14 protein-coding genes are annotated in these 16,526 nt (G+C 70.2%); 4 read left to right on the top strand and 10 right to left on the bottom strand.

Annotated elements, in window-relative coordinates; genetic code table 11:
* Positions 1 to 89: 89 nt before the first annotated feature.
* Together JK364_RS27225 and JK364_RS27220 are read right to left on the bottom strand one after the other, a co-directional pair.
* Positions 90 to 2,711: an ABC transporter permease/substrate binding protein gene (locus JK364_RS27225; protein ID WP_201853939.1), complete on the bottom strand. Its 2,622-nt coding sequence runs from the start codon at positions 2,709 to 2,711 to the stop codon at positions 90 to 92.
* Entirely contained in the window at positions 2,704 to 3,852 is a 1,149-nt protein-coding gene (locus tag JK364_RS27220; RefSeq protein ID WP_201853938.1) for a quaternary amine ABC transporter ATP-binding protein, read from the bottom strand. Before JK364_RS27220 ends, JK364_RS27225 begins: the two co-directional genes overlap by 8 nt.
* Positions 3,853 to 4,086: 234 nt before the next feature.
* Here JK364_RS27220 and JK364_RS27215 point away from each other — a divergent pair, with 234 nt between their 5' ends.
* From JK364_RS27215 to JK364_RS27200, 4 genes are all read left to right on the top strand, one after another.
* The gene (locus JK364_RS27215) at positions 4,087 to 4,998 is read left to right on the top strand and encodes a 5'-3' exonuclease (RefSeq protein ID WP_201853992.1); all 912 of its coding nucleotides are present in this window, start codon (positions 4,087 to 4,089) and stop codon (positions 4,996 to 4,998) included.
* A gap of 47 nt (positions 4,999 to 5,045) precedes the next feature.
* Positions 5,046 to 5,927, top strand: a complete 882-nt coding sequence (locus JK364_RS27210) for a siderophore-interacting protein (protein ID WP_201853937.1) — start codon at positions 5,046 to 5,048, stop codon at positions 5,925 to 5,927.
* Between the two features lie 762 nt (positions 5,928 to 6,689).
* Positions 6,690 to 7,472 carry an IPT/TIG domain-containing protein gene (locus JK364_RS27205; protein WP_201853936.1) on the top strand — a complete coding sequence of 261 codons (783 nt, stop codon included), beginning with the start codon at positions 6,690 to 6,692 and terminating at the stop codon, positions 7,470 to 7,472.
* A gap of 152 nt (positions 7,473 to 7,624) precedes the next feature.
* A complete protein-coding gene (locus JK364_RS27200) occupies positions 7,625 to 8,887 on the top strand; it encodes an IPT/TIG domain-containing protein (RefSeq protein WP_201853935.1) in 1,263 nt (420 codons plus the stop codon).
* Between the two features lie 23 nt (positions 8,888 to 8,910).
* Here the strand turns inward: JK364_RS27200 and JK364_RS27195 are convergent, their stop codons facing one another.
* From JK364_RS27195 to JK364_RS27160, 8 genes are all read right to left on the bottom strand, one after another.
* Complete coding sequence (locus JK364_RS27195; protein ID WP_201853934.1) at positions 8,911 to 11,733, bottom strand: DEAD/DEAH box helicase; 2,823 nt, start codon at positions 11,731 to 11,733, stop codon at positions 8,911 to 8,913.
* Between the two features lie 189 nt (positions 11,734 to 11,922).
* Positions 11,923 to 12,894 carry a twin-arginine translocase subunit TatC gene (gene tatC / locus JK364_RS27190; RefSeq protein WP_201853933.1) on the bottom strand — a complete coding sequence of 324 codons (972 nt, stop codon included), beginning with the start codon at positions 12,892 to 12,894 and terminating at the stop codon, positions 11,923 to 11,925.
* 62 nt (positions 12,895 to 12,956) lie between these two features.
* Positions 12,957 to 13,247 carry a Sec-independent protein translocase subunit TatA gene (gene tatA, locus JK364_RS27185; protein WP_201853991.1) on the bottom strand — a complete coding sequence of 97 codons (291 nt, stop codon included), beginning with the start codon at positions 13,245 to 13,247 and terminating at the stop codon, positions 12,957 to 12,959.
* A 340-nt stretch (positions 13,248 to 13,587) separates the two neighbouring features.
* Positions 13,588 to 13,791 carry a hypothetical protein gene (locus tag JK364_RS27180; protein ID WP_201853932.1) on the bottom strand — a complete coding sequence of 68 codons (204 nt, stop codon included), beginning with the start codon at positions 13,789 to 13,791 and terminating at the stop codon, positions 13,588 to 13,590.
* Positions 13,792 to 13,801: 10 nt separating this feature from the next.
* Positions 13,802 to 14,065: a hypothetical protein gene (locus JK364_RS27175; protein ID WP_044577890.1), complete on the bottom strand. Its 264-nt coding sequence runs from the start codon at positions 14,063 to 14,065 to the stop codon at positions 13,802 to 13,804.
* Positions 14,058 to 15,017: a helix-turn-helix transcriptional regulator gene (locus tag JK364_RS27170; RefSeq protein WP_201853931.1), complete on the bottom strand. Its 960-nt coding sequence runs from the start codon at positions 15,015 to 15,017 to the stop codon at positions 14,058 to 14,060. Before JK364_RS27170 ends, JK364_RS27175 begins: the two co-directional genes overlap by 8 nt.
* Positions 15,018 to 15,037: 20 nt before the next feature.
* On the bottom strand, positions 15,038 to 16,003 hold the full coding sequence (locus JK364_RS27165) for a helix-turn-helix transcriptional regulator (protein ID WP_201853930.1): 966 nt from the start codon (positions 16,001 to 16,003) through the stop codon (positions 15,038 to 15,040).
* A gap of 114 nt (positions 16,004 to 16,117) precedes the next feature.
* Positions 16,118 to 16,492: an FKBP-type peptidyl-prolyl cis-trans isomerase gene (locus JK364_RS27160; protein WP_201853929.1), complete on the bottom strand. Its 375-nt coding sequence runs from the start codon at positions 16,490 to 16,492 to the stop codon at positions 16,118 to 16,120.
* Positions 16,493 to 16,526 lie beyond the last annotated feature (34 nt).

Below are 16,526 nucleotides of genomic sequence, written 5' to 3'. Positions count from 1 at the left end.
CCGCAAGACACGGCAACGGGCGGGGCAACACGACACCGCGGCCCGGAGCATGCGCTCCGGGCCGCGGTGTCTGTGGTGCGGACGGTGGGTCAGGAAGCCACCGGCGCCATCTTGTCGACGATGCCGGGGTGGGCGTCAATCCACTTCTGGACGCCCTTCTCCTCGTTGCCCTTACCGGCGTCCTGGATGGCCTGCTCCAGGGTCGCCAGCTCCTTCTCGGTCATGTGCCACTTCTTCAGCCACCCGTTGAACTCGGGGAACTTCTTCGGGAAGGACTTGTTGGCGAGGGTGTGGAGCTGGTTGCTGGCCCCGAACGCCTGCTTCGGGTCGGCGAGCTTGGTCAGCTTGTACTTGCTGTAGGCCCAGTGCGGGGTCCACAGGACCACGGCCACCGGCTCCTTCTTGGCGTACGACCGCTCCAGCTGGGCCAGCATCGCCGGCGAGGAGCCGTCACTGACCTTGTACTCCTTGTCCAGGCCGTACTCCTTGAGCACCTTGCCCTTCAGGAGCTTCATCTCGCCGGTCCCGGGTTCGATACCGACGATCTTGCCGTCGAAGGTGCCGGCCTTCCCCTTGAGGTCGGCGAGCGACTTCACGTCCTTGACGTAGGACGGCACCGCGATCTCCAGGGAGGTCTTGTCGTACCACGACCCGACGTCGACCAGGTTCTTCTTGTATTTGTCCCAGTACTGCTTCTGGGCGACCGGTAGCCAGCCGTCGAACTCGACGTCGACCTGTCCGGTGCTCATTCCGGTGAACATCGAGCCGACGTCGTACTGCTTGATCTCCGGCTTGTAGCCACGCCGCTCGAGGACGTTCTTCCACAGGTAGGTGGTGGCGATGTCCTCGTCCCACGGGAAGTAGCCGATCATCGGCGCGGCGCCCGCGTCCTTGCCCTTCTGGTCGGCGCCGCCGGGCACCGGGGCGAGCTTGTTGGCCATGCCCGGGTTCTGCTTCAGCCAGGCGCGCACGCCCTGCTGCTCCTTGCCCTTACCGGCGTCCTGGATGGCCGACTCCAGGCTGGTGAGCTGCTTCTCCTTCAGCTTGAAGTTCTTGATCCACTTGGCGACCTGCGGGTTCTCCTTGGAGAAGCCCTTGCGCGCGAGAGTGTCGATGTGGTCGCCCTTGCCGAAGGCGCCCTTGGGGTCCTTCAGCTTGGTGAGCTTGTACTTGTCGTACGCCCAGTGCGGGGACCACAGGGTGACCGCGATCGGCTCCTTCTTGGAGTAGGAGCGGTCCAGCTGGGAGAGCATGGCCGCGGTGGAGCCCTTGACCAGGCTGAAGTCCTTGTTCAGCCCATAGCCCGGCATGACCTTGTCCTGCATCAGCTTCATCTCACCGGCACCGGGCTCGATGCCGACGATCTTCTTCTTGAAGGTGCTGGACTTCTTCTCGAGGTCCTCCAGGGTCTTGACGCCCTTGACGTACGAGGGGACCGCGACCTCCAGGGAGGTGGGGCCGTACCAGGAGCCGAGGTTCTCCAGCTTGCTCTTGTACTTCGACCAGTACGAGGCGTGGGTGGTGGGCAACCAGGAGTCCGTCTCGAAGTCGATGTTGCCCGCGGCCATACCGGTGTACAGCGCGCCGACGTCGTACGACTGGACCTTCGGCTTGAAGCCGCGCTGCTCCAGGAGCTCCTTCCACAGGAAGGTGGAGGCGACGCCCTCGTCCCAGTTGATGTAGCCGATGTTGACCGACTGGCCCTTGCCGACGTTGGCGGAGACCTTGGGGCCCTCGTCGTCGCCGCCGAACATGCTCATGCCGCCGGCGACCAGCGCCAGGACGACCACGCCGACCATGGCGACGGAGGTAGCGGGACGCCAGTGCAGCACCTTCAGGCCGCTGAGCGCCTTGGCCTTCTCCTTGGCCAGCGCGCGGCGGGCCAGCGGGGAGACGCGCTGATTGAGCGCGCTGGTCATCCGGTCCAGGTACATGGCCAGGATGACCACCGCGATACCGCCCTCGAAGCCCATGGCGACGTCGACGGAGCTGATCGCCTGGAAGACGGTGGAGCCGAGGCCCTCGGCGCCGACCATACCGGCGATGACGACCATGGACAGCGCCAGCATGATCACCTGGTTGACGCCCGCCATGATGGTGGGCAGGGCCAGCGGGAGCTGGACGCGCAGCAGGGTACGGCGCGGATGGGTGCCGAAGGCGTCGGCCGCCTCGACCAGCTCCGCATCCACCTGCCGGATGCCCAGTTCCGTCATGCGGACGCCCGGGGGCATCGAGAAGATGACGGTGGCGACGACACCGGGGACCACCCCGAGGCCGAAGAAGAAGATGCCGGGGATCAGGTAGACGAAGGCGGGCATCGTCTGCATGAAGTCCAGCACCGGACGGATCACGGCGCTCACCGCGCGGTTGCGCGAGGACCAGATGCCGAGCGGCACCGCGAACACGATAGTGATCACACCGGCGACCAGCACCAGTGCGAGGGTGTTCATCGCCTCGCCCCACAACTCGATCGAGTCGATGAGGGCGAATCCCAGGAAGGCGAGCACGGCGGGCAGCAGCCCGCGCAGCCACCAGGCGAGCAGCGCCAGGATGCCCGCGAGCAGCAGCGGCTCGGGGCCGCTGAGCACCGTGTTCACCCCGTCGTACATGCCCTGGACGACGTTGGAGATGAAGTCGAAGAGCCAGCTCAGATTGTCTCGGAGCCAGTTGACGCCGGAGTTGATCCAGCTGCCGAGCTCAAGCCTAGGCACCGGTGATCACCTTCTTGGTGGTCTCGGGCGCGTCCGGAGTGCCACCGGCCGGCGGCTGGGCCCCGTCGGGCCCGCCGTCCGGCTCGCCGAGGGCGGCGAGCAGCCGGGCGCGGGTGACGACGCCGGTGAGCGCGCCGTCGTCACCGGTGACGGCGACCGCGACTCCACTGCGCGAGCAGGGCTGGAACAGCTCGATGATCGGGGTTCCCTCGGTGACGGTGGCGGGGGCGGCGGCCAGCACGTCCTGCGCGGTGCGGAGCGTGGTGCCGTCGTCGGTCTTGGTGCCCAGCACCTCGTCCGGCTCGGACATGATCGCGCCGGCGGTGAGCACCCGGCTGCGGTCCACGTCCTGGGTGAAGGAGGCGACGTAGTCGTTGGCGGGGGTGACCAGGATGTCCTCGGCGGTGCCGATCTGGACGATCCGGCCGTCGCGCATCACGGCGATGCGGTCGCCGAGCCGCATGGCCTCGTTCAGGTCGTGGGTGATGAAGACGATGGTCTTCTTGAGCCGCTTCTGGAGCTGGAGCAGCTGATCCTGCATATCGCGGCGGATCAGCGGGTCCAGCGCGCTGAAGGACTCGTCCATCAGCAGCATGTCGGCGTCGGTGGCCAGGGCCCGGGCGAGGCCGACCCGCTGCTGCATACCGCCGGAGAGCTCATCGGGCCAGGACTTCTCCCAGCCGGCCAGGCCCACCATCTCCAGCGCCTCGGTGGCGCGCCGGACGCGCTCCTCGCGCGGCACGCCCTGCACCTCGAGGCCGTAGGCGGCGTTCTCCAGGACGCTGCGGTGCGGGAAGAGGGCGAAGTGCTGGAAGACCATGCTGATCTTGCGGGACCGGACCTCGCGCAGACCCTTGGGGGTGAGCGCGGTCAGGTCGTCGTCGTCGAAGAGCACGCGCCCGGCGGTCGGCTCCAGCAGACCGTTCAGCATCCGCAGCAGGGTGGACTTGCCGGACCCGGACAGACCCATGACGACGAAGATCTGGCCCGCCTCGACGGCGAATGAGGCATCGACGACCGCTGCGGTCGTCCCGTTCGCTCGGAGCTCCTCGCGGTCCGCGCCGCCTTCCAGCCGCGCCACCGCCTCATCGGGTCGTCTGCCGAACACCTTGTACAGGCGTTCGGCTCGCAATTTGGCCACATGTACCTCTCAGATCGCACCAAAAAGCGACCCGCCACCCCCGCCGGCGGGTCGTGGAGCGGAACGGCATAGGACCGCTGACCGCCGCAATAGTTGAATCACTGAACGGGTTCGCTCCGGGGGCGCGCCTGCCCCGATCGGTTTGGCGTAAACCAAACGGTGATCCACTTCACATTATCCTCGGGATCAGTGTCAGTGGGGTAGTGCATAGTCAGGTTCGTGACGCGACGCCTGATGCTCCTCGACACCGCCTCTCTCTACTTCCGAGCCTATTTCGGGGTCCCGGACTCGGTCCGGGCCCCCGACGGCACGCCGGTGAACGCCGTGCGCGGGCTCCTGGACTTCATCGCCCGGCTCGTCCAGGACCACCGCCCGGACGACCTGGTGGCCTGCATGGACTTCGACTGGCGCCCGGCCTGGCGGGTCGCCCTGATCCCCACGTACAAGGCCCACCGGGTGGCCGAGGAGGCCCCGGCGGGGGCCGGAGTGGACCAGGAGGAGGTGCCGGACACCCTCTCCCCGCAGGTCCCGGTGATCGACGAGGTGCTGGACGCGATCGGCATCGCCCGGGTCGGCGCCGCGGACTACGAGGCCGACGACGTGATCGGCACGCTCACGGGCCGGGCGGCCGGCCCGGTCGACATCGTCACCGGCGACCGCGATCTGTTCCAGCTGGTGGACGACGCGCGCGGGGTGCGGGTGCTCTACCCCGTCAAGGGCGTGGGCACCCTGCAGCTCGTCGACGAGTCCTATGTGCGCGAGAAGTACGGAGTGTCCGGCCGGGGGTACGCGGAGCTGGCGCTGCTGCGCGGCGACCCCAGCGACGGGCTGCCGGGGGTACCCGGCGTCGGCGAGAAGACCGCCGCCAAGCTGCTGGCCGCCCATGGCGACCTGGCCGGGATCATGGCCGCCGTCGACGACCCCGCCGCCAAGCTGACCCCCACCCAGCGCAAGCGGCTGGCCGAGGCGCGGGCGTATGTCGAGGTCGCCCCGAAGGTGGTGCGGGTCGCCTCGGACGTGGCGCTTCCCGCCTTCGACCCGGCGCTGCCGCGGTCGCCGCGCGACCCCGGAGCCGTGGCGGCGCTGGCGGAGCGCTGGGGATTGGGCGGATCTTTGCGCAGGTTGCTGTCCACACTTGAGGAGTGAGCTGTTAGGTTAGGTAAACCTAACTCTTGTTGATCAGGGAGGTCGCCATGGCGGACCGTCCGGCCCGTAAGACGCGCACGCCGCATCGCGCACAGGTGGTGCGCACCGACCGGCTGACCCCGCACATGGTGCGGGTCGTCCTGGGCGGCGACGGCCTCGCGGACTTCCATGCGGGCGAGTGCACCGATCACTACATCAAGCTGCTCTTCCCGACCGGGGGCGCCGTCTACCCCGAGCCGTTCGACCTGGAGCGGATCCGTGCCGAGTTCCCCCGCGAGCAGTGGCCGGTCACGCGGACGTACACGGTCCGTGCGTGGGACCCGGCCGCCCGCGAGCTGACGGTGGACTTCGTGACCCATGGCGACGAAGGGCTGGCCGGTCCGTGGGCCGCCCGGGTCCGGCCCGGCGAGGAGATCCACTTCATGGGGCCGGGTGGCGCCTACGCCCCCAGCACCGAGGCCGACTGGCATCTGCTCGCGGGCGACGAGAGCGCGCTGCCCGCGATCGCCACGGCGCTGGAGCGGCTCACCGACAGCCGCACGGGTGGCGCGGCCGAGGTGCCGGTGCACGTGTTCGTCGAGGTGGCGGACGAGACGGAGGAGCTCAAGGTCACCGCGCCCGAGGGGGTCCAGGTGAACTGGCTGCACCGGGGCGCCGCGCCGGTCGGCGAGGCGCTGGTGGCGGCCGTACGGGGGCTGGAGTTCCCGTCCGGGCAGATACACGCCTTCGTCCACGGCGAGGCGGGCTTCGTGAAGGAGATCCGCCGCCATCTGCGCCTGGAGCGCCAGATCCCGCGCGAGTGGCTGTCCATCTCCGGGTACTGGCGGCGCGGCCATGACGAGGACGGCTGGCAGGCGTCGAAGCGGGAGTGGAACCAGCAGGTCGAGGCGGAGCAGGAGGGCGCGGGGCCCGAGGAGGCCGCCGCGTAGGCGGCTGTCGCCGCGCGGGGAGTCGTCGCGTAGGCGGCTGTCGCCGCGCAGGAAGTCGTCGCGCAGGGCACCGCACCGGCGCCGCGTGGGGGACGCGGTGCCCAAGCGCTCCGCTGGAAGTGTCGCGAGGTGCGGTCGTTCATCCGCGGCTGCGTCGTGGCCGGTCGCCCACGCGGCGGAGCCGCATATCGACACAGCCCCGCGCCCCGTCGGGGCGCTGCCCGAACCGTAGCGGACTTCCTCCGCCCTCTCAGAGGACGCGGTGCGTACGATCATCAGGCCCCGGCCGGGAGCATCCGGCCGGGGCCTGCCGCATGTACCGGCCCCGGCGGGCACGGCAGAGCGGCCGGCATCGATCCGACGGCGCGGAGGGCGCACTCCGGCTCACGGGAGCCCATCGCGAAGGCTTGACATATCGTCATATGAGCTCCGTTCGAGCCTTTTTCGCACCTTCCGCACTTATCCCTTCTTTGGTTCACTCACATCGAGCGAGAGTTTCGGCACCACGGTGACCTCGGCGCCGACCCGTTCCATGCATGACTCGCCCTAATTACGGCCGGCACCCGGGCACGAGTCCCTCTCAAGTCGCCATCACCGGTCATGCGGTCCCCGCTGAAGACCGTGGCGTCCCAGGCCCCCGAGGGTCCGTCTCCCCTTCCACCCCTCTGCGCGACGGAAGCCGGTGCGGGCAACGGCCACGTGCCCATCTCTCCTCTCTCGGCACACCCGCCCGGAGCACGACGATCGAACAGGAGAAAACTCATGCCCATCACCACCCTCACCCCCAGCCAGGGCACGGTCGGCACCACCGTCAACATCAACGGCACATCGCTGGGCACGACCGTCTCGGTGAACTTCGGCGGCGCCGTCGTCAGCCCGACGGCGGTCTCCAACACCGTGGTCACCTTCGTGGTTCCCTCCTCCGCGCCGTGCTCGGGTCAGGTCTCGGTCAGCACCAACCTGTCGAACGGGACCCGCACCAACTCGGTGCCGTTCTTCGTCATCGTGAGGCCGACGACCACGGGGCTGGACGAGTCCTGCCTGCCCGCCGCCGGTGGTTCGCTCACGGTCTTCGGCACCGGCTTCGCGGCCGGGGGCACCGTCAACGTGGGCGCGCTCACCCCGGTCGCGTTCGCCGCCGGCGGCAGCAACACCCAGGTCACCGTCACCGCTCCGGCTCACACCCCGGCCGGCTGCTTCGACACCCAGCAGGTCACGGTCACCACGGCGGGTGGCACCGGGACCGCGGGGACCGCCCTGATCGACTACTACAACGCGCCGAGTCTGACCACCGCCACACTGACCCCAGCCACGGGCGCGGCGGGAACCGAGACCACCGTCTCCGGCGCCACCTGCCTCATCGGCATCACCAACGTCACGTTCACCGACTCGGCGGCCACCGCCTTCACGGGCCTGCCCTTCACCCCCATCGACGCCACGTCCATCGTCACCGCGGTGCCCGCCGCGGCGGCCGCGGGCGCCGGGGCCTTCACGGTCACCACCTGTGGCGGCACATCCGGCCCCGCGGGCTTCACCGTCACCTGATCCACCGGCCGTGGGCGGGCATGCCCCGCACGGCCGTCCCCCGGGTCAGCACCCCGCATGGCACACGGTGATTTCCGATTCCCCGTGCCCTGGCCGACGTCCCGCCGGTCAGGGCACGGCCGTCCGCACGGCTCAAGAAGGAGAAGGGCATCATGGCCCCCGTAGTGACCAGCGTCAGCCCCGCCCAAGGCAATCCGGCCGGGGGCACCCCTGTCACCATCAACGGTTCCGGCTTCATCGGCGCCACCGTGGTCAGGTTCGGCCCGAATCTCGCCACCAATGTGGTCATCGTGAGCAACACACAGATCACGGCGAGGACTCCGCCGGGGAGCGGCACGGCCAAGGTCACGGTCACGGGCCCGACGGGCACCAGCACCCAGAACGTGTTCTTCACCTATACGACGGTCGCGGCTCCGGTGCTCACCACGCTCAGCCCGACCACGGGGCCCACCGGCGGCGGCAATACGGTCACCATCACCGGCAGCAACCTCACCGGGGCCACCCAGGTTCTCTTCGGCGCCACCCCGGCGACGATCCTCACCAACACCGCCACCCAGATCACCGTCACCGCCCCCGCGGGCACCGGCACCGTCAACGTCGCCGTCACCACCCCGGGCGGCACCAGCAACTCACTCCCCTACACCTACACCACGGTCTCCGCCCCCACCCTCACCAGCCTCAACCCCAGCTCAGGCCCCACCTCAGGCGGAAACACCGTCACCATCACCGGCACCAACCTCACCGGCGCCATCCAAGTCCTCTTCGGCGCCACCCCCGCCACCATCCTCACCAACACCGCCACCCAGATCACCGTCACCGCACCGGCGGGGCCGGCGTCGGTGGTGAATGTGACCGTCACCACGCCGGGGGGCATCAGCAATCCGCTGTCGTACATCTATGTCGCCGCCCCGGTCGTCACCGGTGTGAGCCCGCAGTTCGGTCCGGACACCGGCGGCAACTCCGTCACCATCACCGGCAGCGGCCTGGCCCTGGCGAGCGCCGTCAACTTCGGCCCCAACCTCGCCACCGGCTTCACCGTGATCTCCGACAATCAGCTGACGGCGACCGCTCCGCCCGGAACCGGCACGGTCGTGGTCACCGTGACCACGCCGGGCGGCACCAGCACCCTGGGCCCGGGGAACCCGTACTACACCTATCTCGGCGCCCCGGTGATCAATTCGCTGATCCCGGACGAGGGTTCGTCGTTGGGCGGCGACTCCGTCACGATCAACGGCTCCAACCTCACGTACACCGACTCCGTGACCTTCGGGGGAGTCCCGGCCTCCTTCAGCGTCCTCTCGGACAACCTGGCCGTGGCGACGGCTCCGGCCCATGCGGCCGGAACCGTCAATGTTCAGCTCCACACCCCCGCGGGCAACAGCAATACCCTCCCCTTCACCTACGATCCGGCCTGAGCCCACCGCGGTGGGCGACGGGCTCAGCCGACCGAGGAGTACGCCACGACTCCGCGCAGCAGCCCGTCGACCGCCCGGCGGGCGCTGCGCGCCACGGTGCCCTCGGGGGCCGCCGCGGCGATCTGGCCGAGCACATCGATCAGTTGCTTGGTCCAGCGCACGAAGTCACCGGCGGGCATGTCGATTTCGCGCAGCACCTCGTCGAGCCCATGGCCGGAGGACCAGCGGTAGGCGGCCCAGGCGAAGCCCAGGTCCGGCTCGCGCTGGCCGACGCCCTCCGTCTGGTTGATCTTGTGGTGCTCCTCCAGGGCGTCCAGCCGCCCCCATATGCGCACCATCTCGCCGAGCGCGTCCTTGGCCCGGCCCGTGGGCAGCTTGGGCGGCAGCGCGTCATCGGCCGTCCGCGCCTCGTAGACCAGCGCGGAGGCGCAGGCCGCGAGCTCGGCGGGGGGCAGCCCCTCCCAGACGCCCTCGCGCAGGCATTCGCTGGCCAGCAGGTCCAGCTCGCCGTACAGCCGCGCCAGCCGTCTGCCCTCGTCCGTGACCTCGTCGCCGCGCAGATAGCCGAGCTCGCTCAGCAGGGCGCAGATCCGGTCGAAGGTGCGGGCGATGGTGTTCGTACGGCCCTCGATGCGCCGCTCCAGCTGCCGGGTGTCGCGCAGCAGCCGGTGGTAGCGCTCGCCCCAGCGGGCGTGGTCCTCGCGATCGCTGCAGCCGTGGCAGGGGTGGGCGCGGATGGCCGCGCGCAGCCTGCTGATCTCGGTGTCGTCGGCGGCGGCCGAGCGCTCCTTGCGGTGGCGCCGCATGTCGTGGTGACCGGCCTTGGTGCGCAGCGCGGAGGCCAGATCGCGGCGCGACTGGGGGCTGCGCGGATTGAACGACTTGGGGATCCGCATCCGGTCCAGCGGCTCGACCGGGACCGGGAAGTCGATCGACGCCAGCCGCTTGACCTGCCGCTCGGCGGTGAGCACCAGGGGCCGCGGCCCGTCGTGGTACTCCATGCCGCGGTGGCCGCCCACCCGCCCGGCGGGCAGCCCGGGGTCCAGCACCAGGGCGAGCCCGGCGAACTTGCCGGTGGGCACATGGATGACATCGCCCGGGCGGAGCTTCTCCAGGGCGACCGCGGCGGCCGCGCGCCGCTGGGCGGCACCCTGCCGGGCCAGCTCGGTCTCGCGGTCCTTCAGCTCGCGGCGCAGCCGCGCGTACTCGTCGAAGTCGCCGAGGTGGCAGGTCATGGAGGCGCGGTAGCCGTCGAGGCCCTCCTCGTTGCGCTGCACCTGACGGGAGATCCCGACGACCGCCTTGTCGGCCTGGAACTGCGCGAAGGAGGTCTCCAGCAGCTCGCGCGAGCGGTGCCGCCCGAACTGGGAGACCAGGTTGACCGCCATGTTGTACGACGGCTTGAAGGAGGAGCGCAGCGGATACGTGCGGGTGCCGGCCAGCCCGGCGAGCGCCGCGGGGTCCATGGTGCGCTGCCACAGCACCACCGCATGGCCCTCGACGTCGATACCGCGCCGCCCGGCGCGGCCGGTCAACTGGGTGTACTCACCGGGGGTGATGTCGACGTGCTGCTCGCCGTTCCACTTGACGAGCTTCTCCAACACCACCGAGCGGGCGGGCATGTTGATGCCGAGGGCGAGGGTCTCGGTGGCGAAGACCGCCTTGACCAGGCCGCGGACGAAGAGCTCCTCGACAACTTCCTTGAAGGTGGGGAGCATTCCGGCGTGGTGGGCCGCGATGCCCCGCTCCAGGCCCTCCAGCCATTCGAAGTACCCCAGTACATGGAGGTCCTCGTCGGGGATCCCGGCGGTGCGCTCCTCGACGATGGCCCGCACCTGGGAGCGCGCCGACTCGTCGTTGAGCCGCAGCCCCGCGTGGAGGCACTGCTGGACGGCGGCCTCGCAGCCGGCCCGGCTGAAGATGAAGGTGATGGCCGGAAGCAGCCCCTCGGCATCGAGCCGGTCGATCACCTCGGGGCGGCCCGGGGTCCAGATCCGGGTGCGCTGACGGCGCTCGCGCTCCCGGTCGGCCTCGCGCATATTGCGGCCGCGGCGCTTGTCGCGGCCGAAGCTGGGGCGGCTGTTCTCCATCCGGGCCAGCCGGACCAGATCGGGGTTGACCTCGCGGCGTCCGCTCTGGTCGCCGTCCTGGCCGTGCTTCTCCTCGAACAGGTCGTACATCCGGCGCCCGGCCAGCACGTGCTGCCACAGCGGCACCGGACGGTGCTCGGAGACGATGACCTCGGTGTCGCCGCGGACGGTGTCCAGCCAGTCGCCGAACTCCTCGGCGTTGGAGACGGTCGCGGAGAGTGAGACCAGCGTCACCGACTCGGGGAGGTGGATGATGACCTCCTCCCAGACGGCGCCCCGGAACCGGTCGGAGAGGTAGTGGACCTCGTCCATCACCACATAGCCGAGGCCGAGCAGCGACTGGGAGCCGGCATAGAGCATGTTCCGCAGCACCTCGGTGGTCATCACGACCACCGGGGCCTCGGAATTGACGCTGTTGTCCCCGGTGAGCAGGCCGACCTGGTCGGCGCCGTAGCGCTTCACCAGGTCGGTGTACTTCTGGTTCGACAGCGCCTTGATGGGCGTGGTGTAGAAGCACTTGCGGCCCTGGGTCAGCGCCAGGTGGACGGCGAACTCGCCCACGATGGTCTTGCCCGAGCCGGTGGGGGCGGCGACCAGCACGCCCTTGCCGCCCTCCAGGGCCTTGCACGCCTCGATCTGGAACGGGTCCAGCTCGAAGTCGTACATCTCGCGGAAGGGGGCCAGCGCGGCGGCCTGCTCGGCGGCCCGGACGCGGGACGCCGCATAGCGCTCGGCGGGAGATAGCTCGTCGGTCATCGTATCTACGAGCCTACCGGCCACCTCCGACAGCGCACGCGATCTTTATCGGGGCTTTGTTCGGCCCACCGGACCGGGCCGCTCACCGGGCCGCTCACCAAGCCGCCCGCCGGGCCGTCCGATGGGCGGCCACAGGCGGGCGGTTATGACCGGGTACGGCCGGATGTGACCGGGTTCGGGTGCGTACGGCTATGTGACGTCGTCGTAGCCGTTGCGCCGGGCGGGGCCGGAGTCGTCCCCGTCGGTGAGCTCCGGCTTGGCGCCGGGCGCGGCCACGGCCTCGGGGGTCAGATCCAGCTGGGACGCCTCGTCGTCGCTCAGTCCGAAGTCCGGGTCGGCGGCCCGGCGGCGCTCCTTGCGCCGGTCGTTGAGCAGGGCGACGCCCACGGCGCCGAAGTAGAGCACGACGACCGGTCCGGCCAGGGCGAACATGCCGATCGGGTCGGTGCTGGGAGTGGCGACGGCACCGAAGACCGTGATCCCCATGATCATGGCGCGCCACCAGCCGAGCATCCGGCGTCCGCTGAGGATGCCGGTGAAGTTCAGCAGGATCAGCAGCAGCGGAAGCTCGAAGGCGAGCCCGAAGACGACGACCATCCGGGCGAGCAGATCGAGGAAGTCGTCCAGGGGGAGGAGGTTGTTGGCCCCCTCCGGGGTGAAGCCGATGAGGACCTTGGCGCTGGTCGGCAGGATCAGGTACGCGAAGTACGCGCCACCGACGAAGAGCGGGACGCCGAGCCCGACGAAGAACAGGCCGTACTTCTTCTCGTTGCGGTGCAGCCCGGGCGCGAGAAAGGCCCACAGCTGGTAGAGCCAGACCGGTGTGGCCACCACCAGACCGGTCGTGAAGGAGACCTTCAGCATGATCGTGAACGGCGACAGCAGACCGTTCACGGTGAAGTAGGCGCAGTCGTGACCCTTGCCCCCCGCGTCTCCCTTGCCCGTGAGGTCGGAGAACGAGACCCCACCACAGCCGACGGCGTCCAGCACCGGCCGCATCAGGAACTTCGCGATGTCCATGTAGTAGAACATCGCGATGATCGTGATCACACAGATCGCCAGGACCGATTTGAGCAGCCGGTTGCGCAGCTCACGCAGGTGCTCGGAGAGGGGCATCCGCCCCTCGGGGTCCTTCTCCTTGTTGCGGGCAGACTTGAGCAACCCACGTCCTCATCTCGTGCGTCCGGCGGCGGCCCTTCGCGCCGCCGTCAAGTGGCCCTGGGTCAGCGCTTGGTGGTGTCGCTCGGCTCCGACACCGGGCGCGAGCTGGTCACGTCTCCGGGCGCGGCCTGGATGGTGCGGTGAGTGGCGTCGTCCTGACCGGGGTGGGGCGGGTCGGCCGGCGCCGCGCTCTGCTGCTGGCCGTCCGACTTCATCGCCTTCGCCTCGCTCTTGAGGATCCGGGCCGACTTGCCCAGCGAGCGCGCCATGTCCGGAAGCTTCTTGGCACCGAACAGCAGCAGCACGACGACAAGGATGAGGAGAATCTCGGGAACGCCGATCTTTCCGAACAGCATAAGCGTCTACCTTCTCACCGAGGCGGCTGGGGGTGGGGCTGCCCGACCGGTCGGACAGGTGTCCGGCAGCCGTGCTGTCAGCGATCGTAGCGCGCGGGGGTAAACCGGAAGCAATCCCCGTGCGGACTCCGGGTTGCGGCCCTCCGCCTCGTTTCCGGGGCCACGGAATCTCAGCGTACCCCGCTTGGCTGTGGGGCAGCAGAGTGCCCATCAGCGGCGAACGGCGAGGAATCCGGCGGCGGCCCTCACCGCCGACGCGGCGCCGCAGTCACCGCCGACGCGGCGCGCCCCTTACCGCCGACACGGCGCGACAGTCACTGCCGACGCGGCGCGGCCCTTACTGCCGACGCAGCGCGTCGACGGTTGACCCCAGCGGAGTCGAGGCCCGCTCCAGGTCCTCCGCGGCCCGGGTGATCCGCTCCGAGCTGTCCGACACCTGCCGGGCCAGCCTGCGGACCTCGGCGTAGACCCGCGCCGAGAGCACGGCGAGAACGGCGATTCCGCAGAAGGCGAGGGCGAGGGCGAGCATCGGCCAGAGCATGCGGGAGAGCCTAGACGGTGGAGTGCAGGCGCAGTGTACGCACCCCGCCGCCGGTGAGCAGCTCCACGATCCGCTCCCCCGCCGGTTTGCGCACCGCGGTTCCGCAGTCGGGGCAGGTGAAGGAGTAGAAGGTGGTGCGGTGGCTGGCCCCGATGGCCAGCCGCAGGGCGCCCGCGGCCAGCTCGAACCGGCCGCGGCACTGCGGACAGGCTGCCTTGAAGATCACCGACGTGGCACTCCCCCGTGCGGTCACTGTGTGCGTCCCTTCACTCACCGTACGCCGCGAGCGCCTGCCGCGCCGCGTCCCGAGCGCTGTCCGCCAGCTCCCGCGGCGAGACGATCCTGCCGTCCCCGCCCAGCCGCAGCGCCAGGCGCCGCAGCGAGCCGGGGTCGGGCGCGCGCAGCGTGATCCGGAGGCCGCCGTCGGGCAGCTCATCGGCGCTGTCGTGCGGGTAGTACTCGGCGACCCAGCGCCCGCCGGGGCCGACCTCGACGACCACCTCGGGGTCCTCGGCGCCCGTCTGCACCAGGGCGGAGGACAGCTCCGACAGGTCGCGCAGCTCGATCGGCGGCGGATCGGACGCGTCGTCCAGCAGCTTGATCTCGACGACCCGGTCCAGCCGGAAGGTCCGCCGCGCCTCGGAGAGGCGGCACCACGCCTCCATGTAGGTGCGGCCGACGGCGAAGAGCCGGATCGGGTCGACCTCGCGCTCGGTGATCTCGTCACGCGCGGGTGAGTAGTAGCGCAGCCACAGCCTGCGGCGCTCGGAGATGGCGCGGTCGACATCGGCGAAGACCCCGCCCTCCGACTCGAAGATCACCGACAGCCGGGAGCTGGCGCCCGCCGCCTCGCCCGCCGCGGCCTCCAGCTTGGCGGTGGACCGCAGCAGCGCGTCCCGGTCGCCCTCGCGCAGCCCGGGGAGGGTGGCGACGGCGCGGGCGGCGACCAGCAGCGCGGTGGCCTCGTCGGCGGCCAGCCGCAGCGGCTCGGCCACGTCATCGGGGTTGTGCCACCAGATCCGCTCTCCGTCGGTGTCGATGTCCATCAGGTCGCCGCCGCGGAAGCTGGTGCCGCACAGCGGCAGCACATCCAGGTCGGCGATCAGCTCGTCCTCGCTGATGCCGAAGGCCCGGGCGACGTCGGCGACGCGGGCGCCGGGGCGCTCGCGCAGATACGTCACCAGGGAGAGCATCCGCCGGGTCTGGTCAATGGCGTTTCCGGCCATGGTGAAGTAAGTCCGTCCCCTCAGCCCTTGGCGACCGCGCGCAGCCGGTCCACGACATCCGCCCGCAGTTCCTCGGGCGCCAGTACGACCACGTCCGGGCCGAACTCCACGAGCCAGGCGTCCAGGCCGTGCCCGTACGGAATCTCCAGCTCGTCCCAGCCGTCGCCGGCCTCCCCGGTGGACAGCGCCTTCGCCCGCAGCGGATAGCCGTGGCCCGAGCGCAGCCGGATCCGGGCGGTGCCGTTGGCGGTCTCGCCCGCCCAGCTCTCCACGGTCTCCCGGACGGTGACGTGGTCGGGCACCTCGGCGGTGAACTCGCCGGACCGCAGCCGGACCCGGCCGGTGATCCGGGAGAGCCGGAAGACCCGCTCGGCGGCGCGCTCACGGTCCCATCCGGCGAGATACCAGTGGCCGCGCCAGCACTCCAGGGTCCAGGGCTCGACCTGCCGCTGCTCGGGGCGCGCGGCGTTCGCCTTGCGGTAGTCGAAGACGACGGGGCGGCGGTCGCGGCAGGCGAGCATCAGCGGCTCGAAGGCGCTCTCATGGACCGGGATGCGCGGCTCCAGCGCGCTGTGCCCGGGCGTGTCGTACGGGTCCTCGGCGACCGGCATCCCGGCGGCGCGCAGCTTCTGCAGGGCGCCGCTGGCGGCGCCCGCGAGCCGGGCCTGCTGCCAGACCTTGGCGGCGAGGCCGAGGGCGGCGGCCTCCTCGGCGTCGAGGGTGATCGGCGGGAGGCGGTTGCTGTCCCGTCGGGCGAGATAGCCGATCTCGCCGTCGAGGCCCTCCACCGTCTCGATGATCAGGCCGAGTTCACGCAGATCATCCTTGTCGCGTTCGAACATACGGTTGAACGCTTCGTCGTTGGCCGTGTCGGTCTGGAGGTACGCCTCTATGGAGCCCCGCAACTCCCGTTTGGTCAGCGGACGCCGCGTTCCCAGCAGGCACAGGGCCAGGTTCATCAACCGCTCGGCCTTGGCAATCGCCATCGACGCCCTTTCTTCGTGACCTTACGCACGTGACCGTACCGCTACCGGGACGCGCGGCAAAAGCCGAGGGCCCCTGCTCACCGGCAGGAGCCCTCGGCGCGACGGACGGCCGTCTCAGACGGAGACCAGGTCGCAGACGAAGATCAGCGTCTCGCCCGGCTTGATCCGGCCACCACCGGCGCCCCGGTCGCCGTAGCCGAGGTGCGCCGGGACGATGAGCTGACGGCGGCCGCCGACCTTCATCCCCTGCAGGCCCTGGTCCCAGCCGGAGATGACCTGGCCAACACCGAGCTGGATCCGCAGCGGGGCGCCGCGGTTGTAGCTCGCGTCGAACTCCTCACCCGTGCTGAAGGAGACCCCCACATAGTGCACGGCGACGTTGTCGCCGGCCTTGGCCACGGGCCCGTCGCCCTCCCAGATGTCCTTGATCTCCAGCTCGGCCGGCGGCTCGCCGCCCGGGAAGTCGACCTCGGGCTTCTCGATGCTCACGAAATTGCTCCTTGTGACGTGGTGGGCAACCCGC

The organism is Streptomyces endocoffeicus (assembly GCF_016741935.1).
Lineage (GTDB): Bacteria > Actinomycetota > Actinomycetes > Streptomycetales > Streptomycetaceae > Streptomyces > Streptomyces endocoffeicus.
This window is presented reverse-complemented; position numbering and strand designations above follow the sequence as displayed.

Bases quoted from the DNA above. Each gene is read 5' to 3' on its own strand.
- JK364_RS27200 (WP_201853935.1), top strand. From the start codon at position 7,625: ATGGCCCCCGTAGTGACCAGCGTCAGCCCCGCCCAAGGCAATCCGGCC.
- JK364_RS27195 (WP_201853934.1), bottom strand. From the start codon at position 11,733: ATGACCGACGAGCTATCTCCCGCCGAGCGCTATGCGGCGTCCCGCGTC.
- JK364_RS27180 (WP_201853932.1), bottom strand. From the start codon at position 13,791: ATGCTCTGGCCGATGCTCGCCCTCGCCCTCGCCTTCTGCGGAATCGCC.
- JK364_RS27205 (WP_201853936.1), top strand. From the start codon at position 6,690: ATGCCCATCACCACCCTCACCCCCAGCCAGGGCACGGTCGGCACCACC.
- JK364_RS27165 (WP_201853930.1), bottom strand. From the start codon at position 16,003: ATGGCGATTGCCAAGGCCGAGCGGTTGATGAACCTGGCCCTGTGCCTG.
- JK364_RS27170 (WP_201853931.1), bottom strand. From the start codon at position 15,017: ATGGCCGGAAACGCCATTGACCAGACCCGGCGGATGCTCTCCCTGGTG.
- JK364_RS27210 (WP_201853937.1), top strand. From the start codon at position 5,046: ATGGCGGACCGTCCGGCCCGTAAGACGCGCACGCCGCATCGCGCACAG.
- JK364_RS27215 (WP_201853992.1), top strand. From the start codon at position 4,087: ATGCTCCTCGACACCGCCTCTCTCTACTTCCGAGCCTATTTCGGGGTC.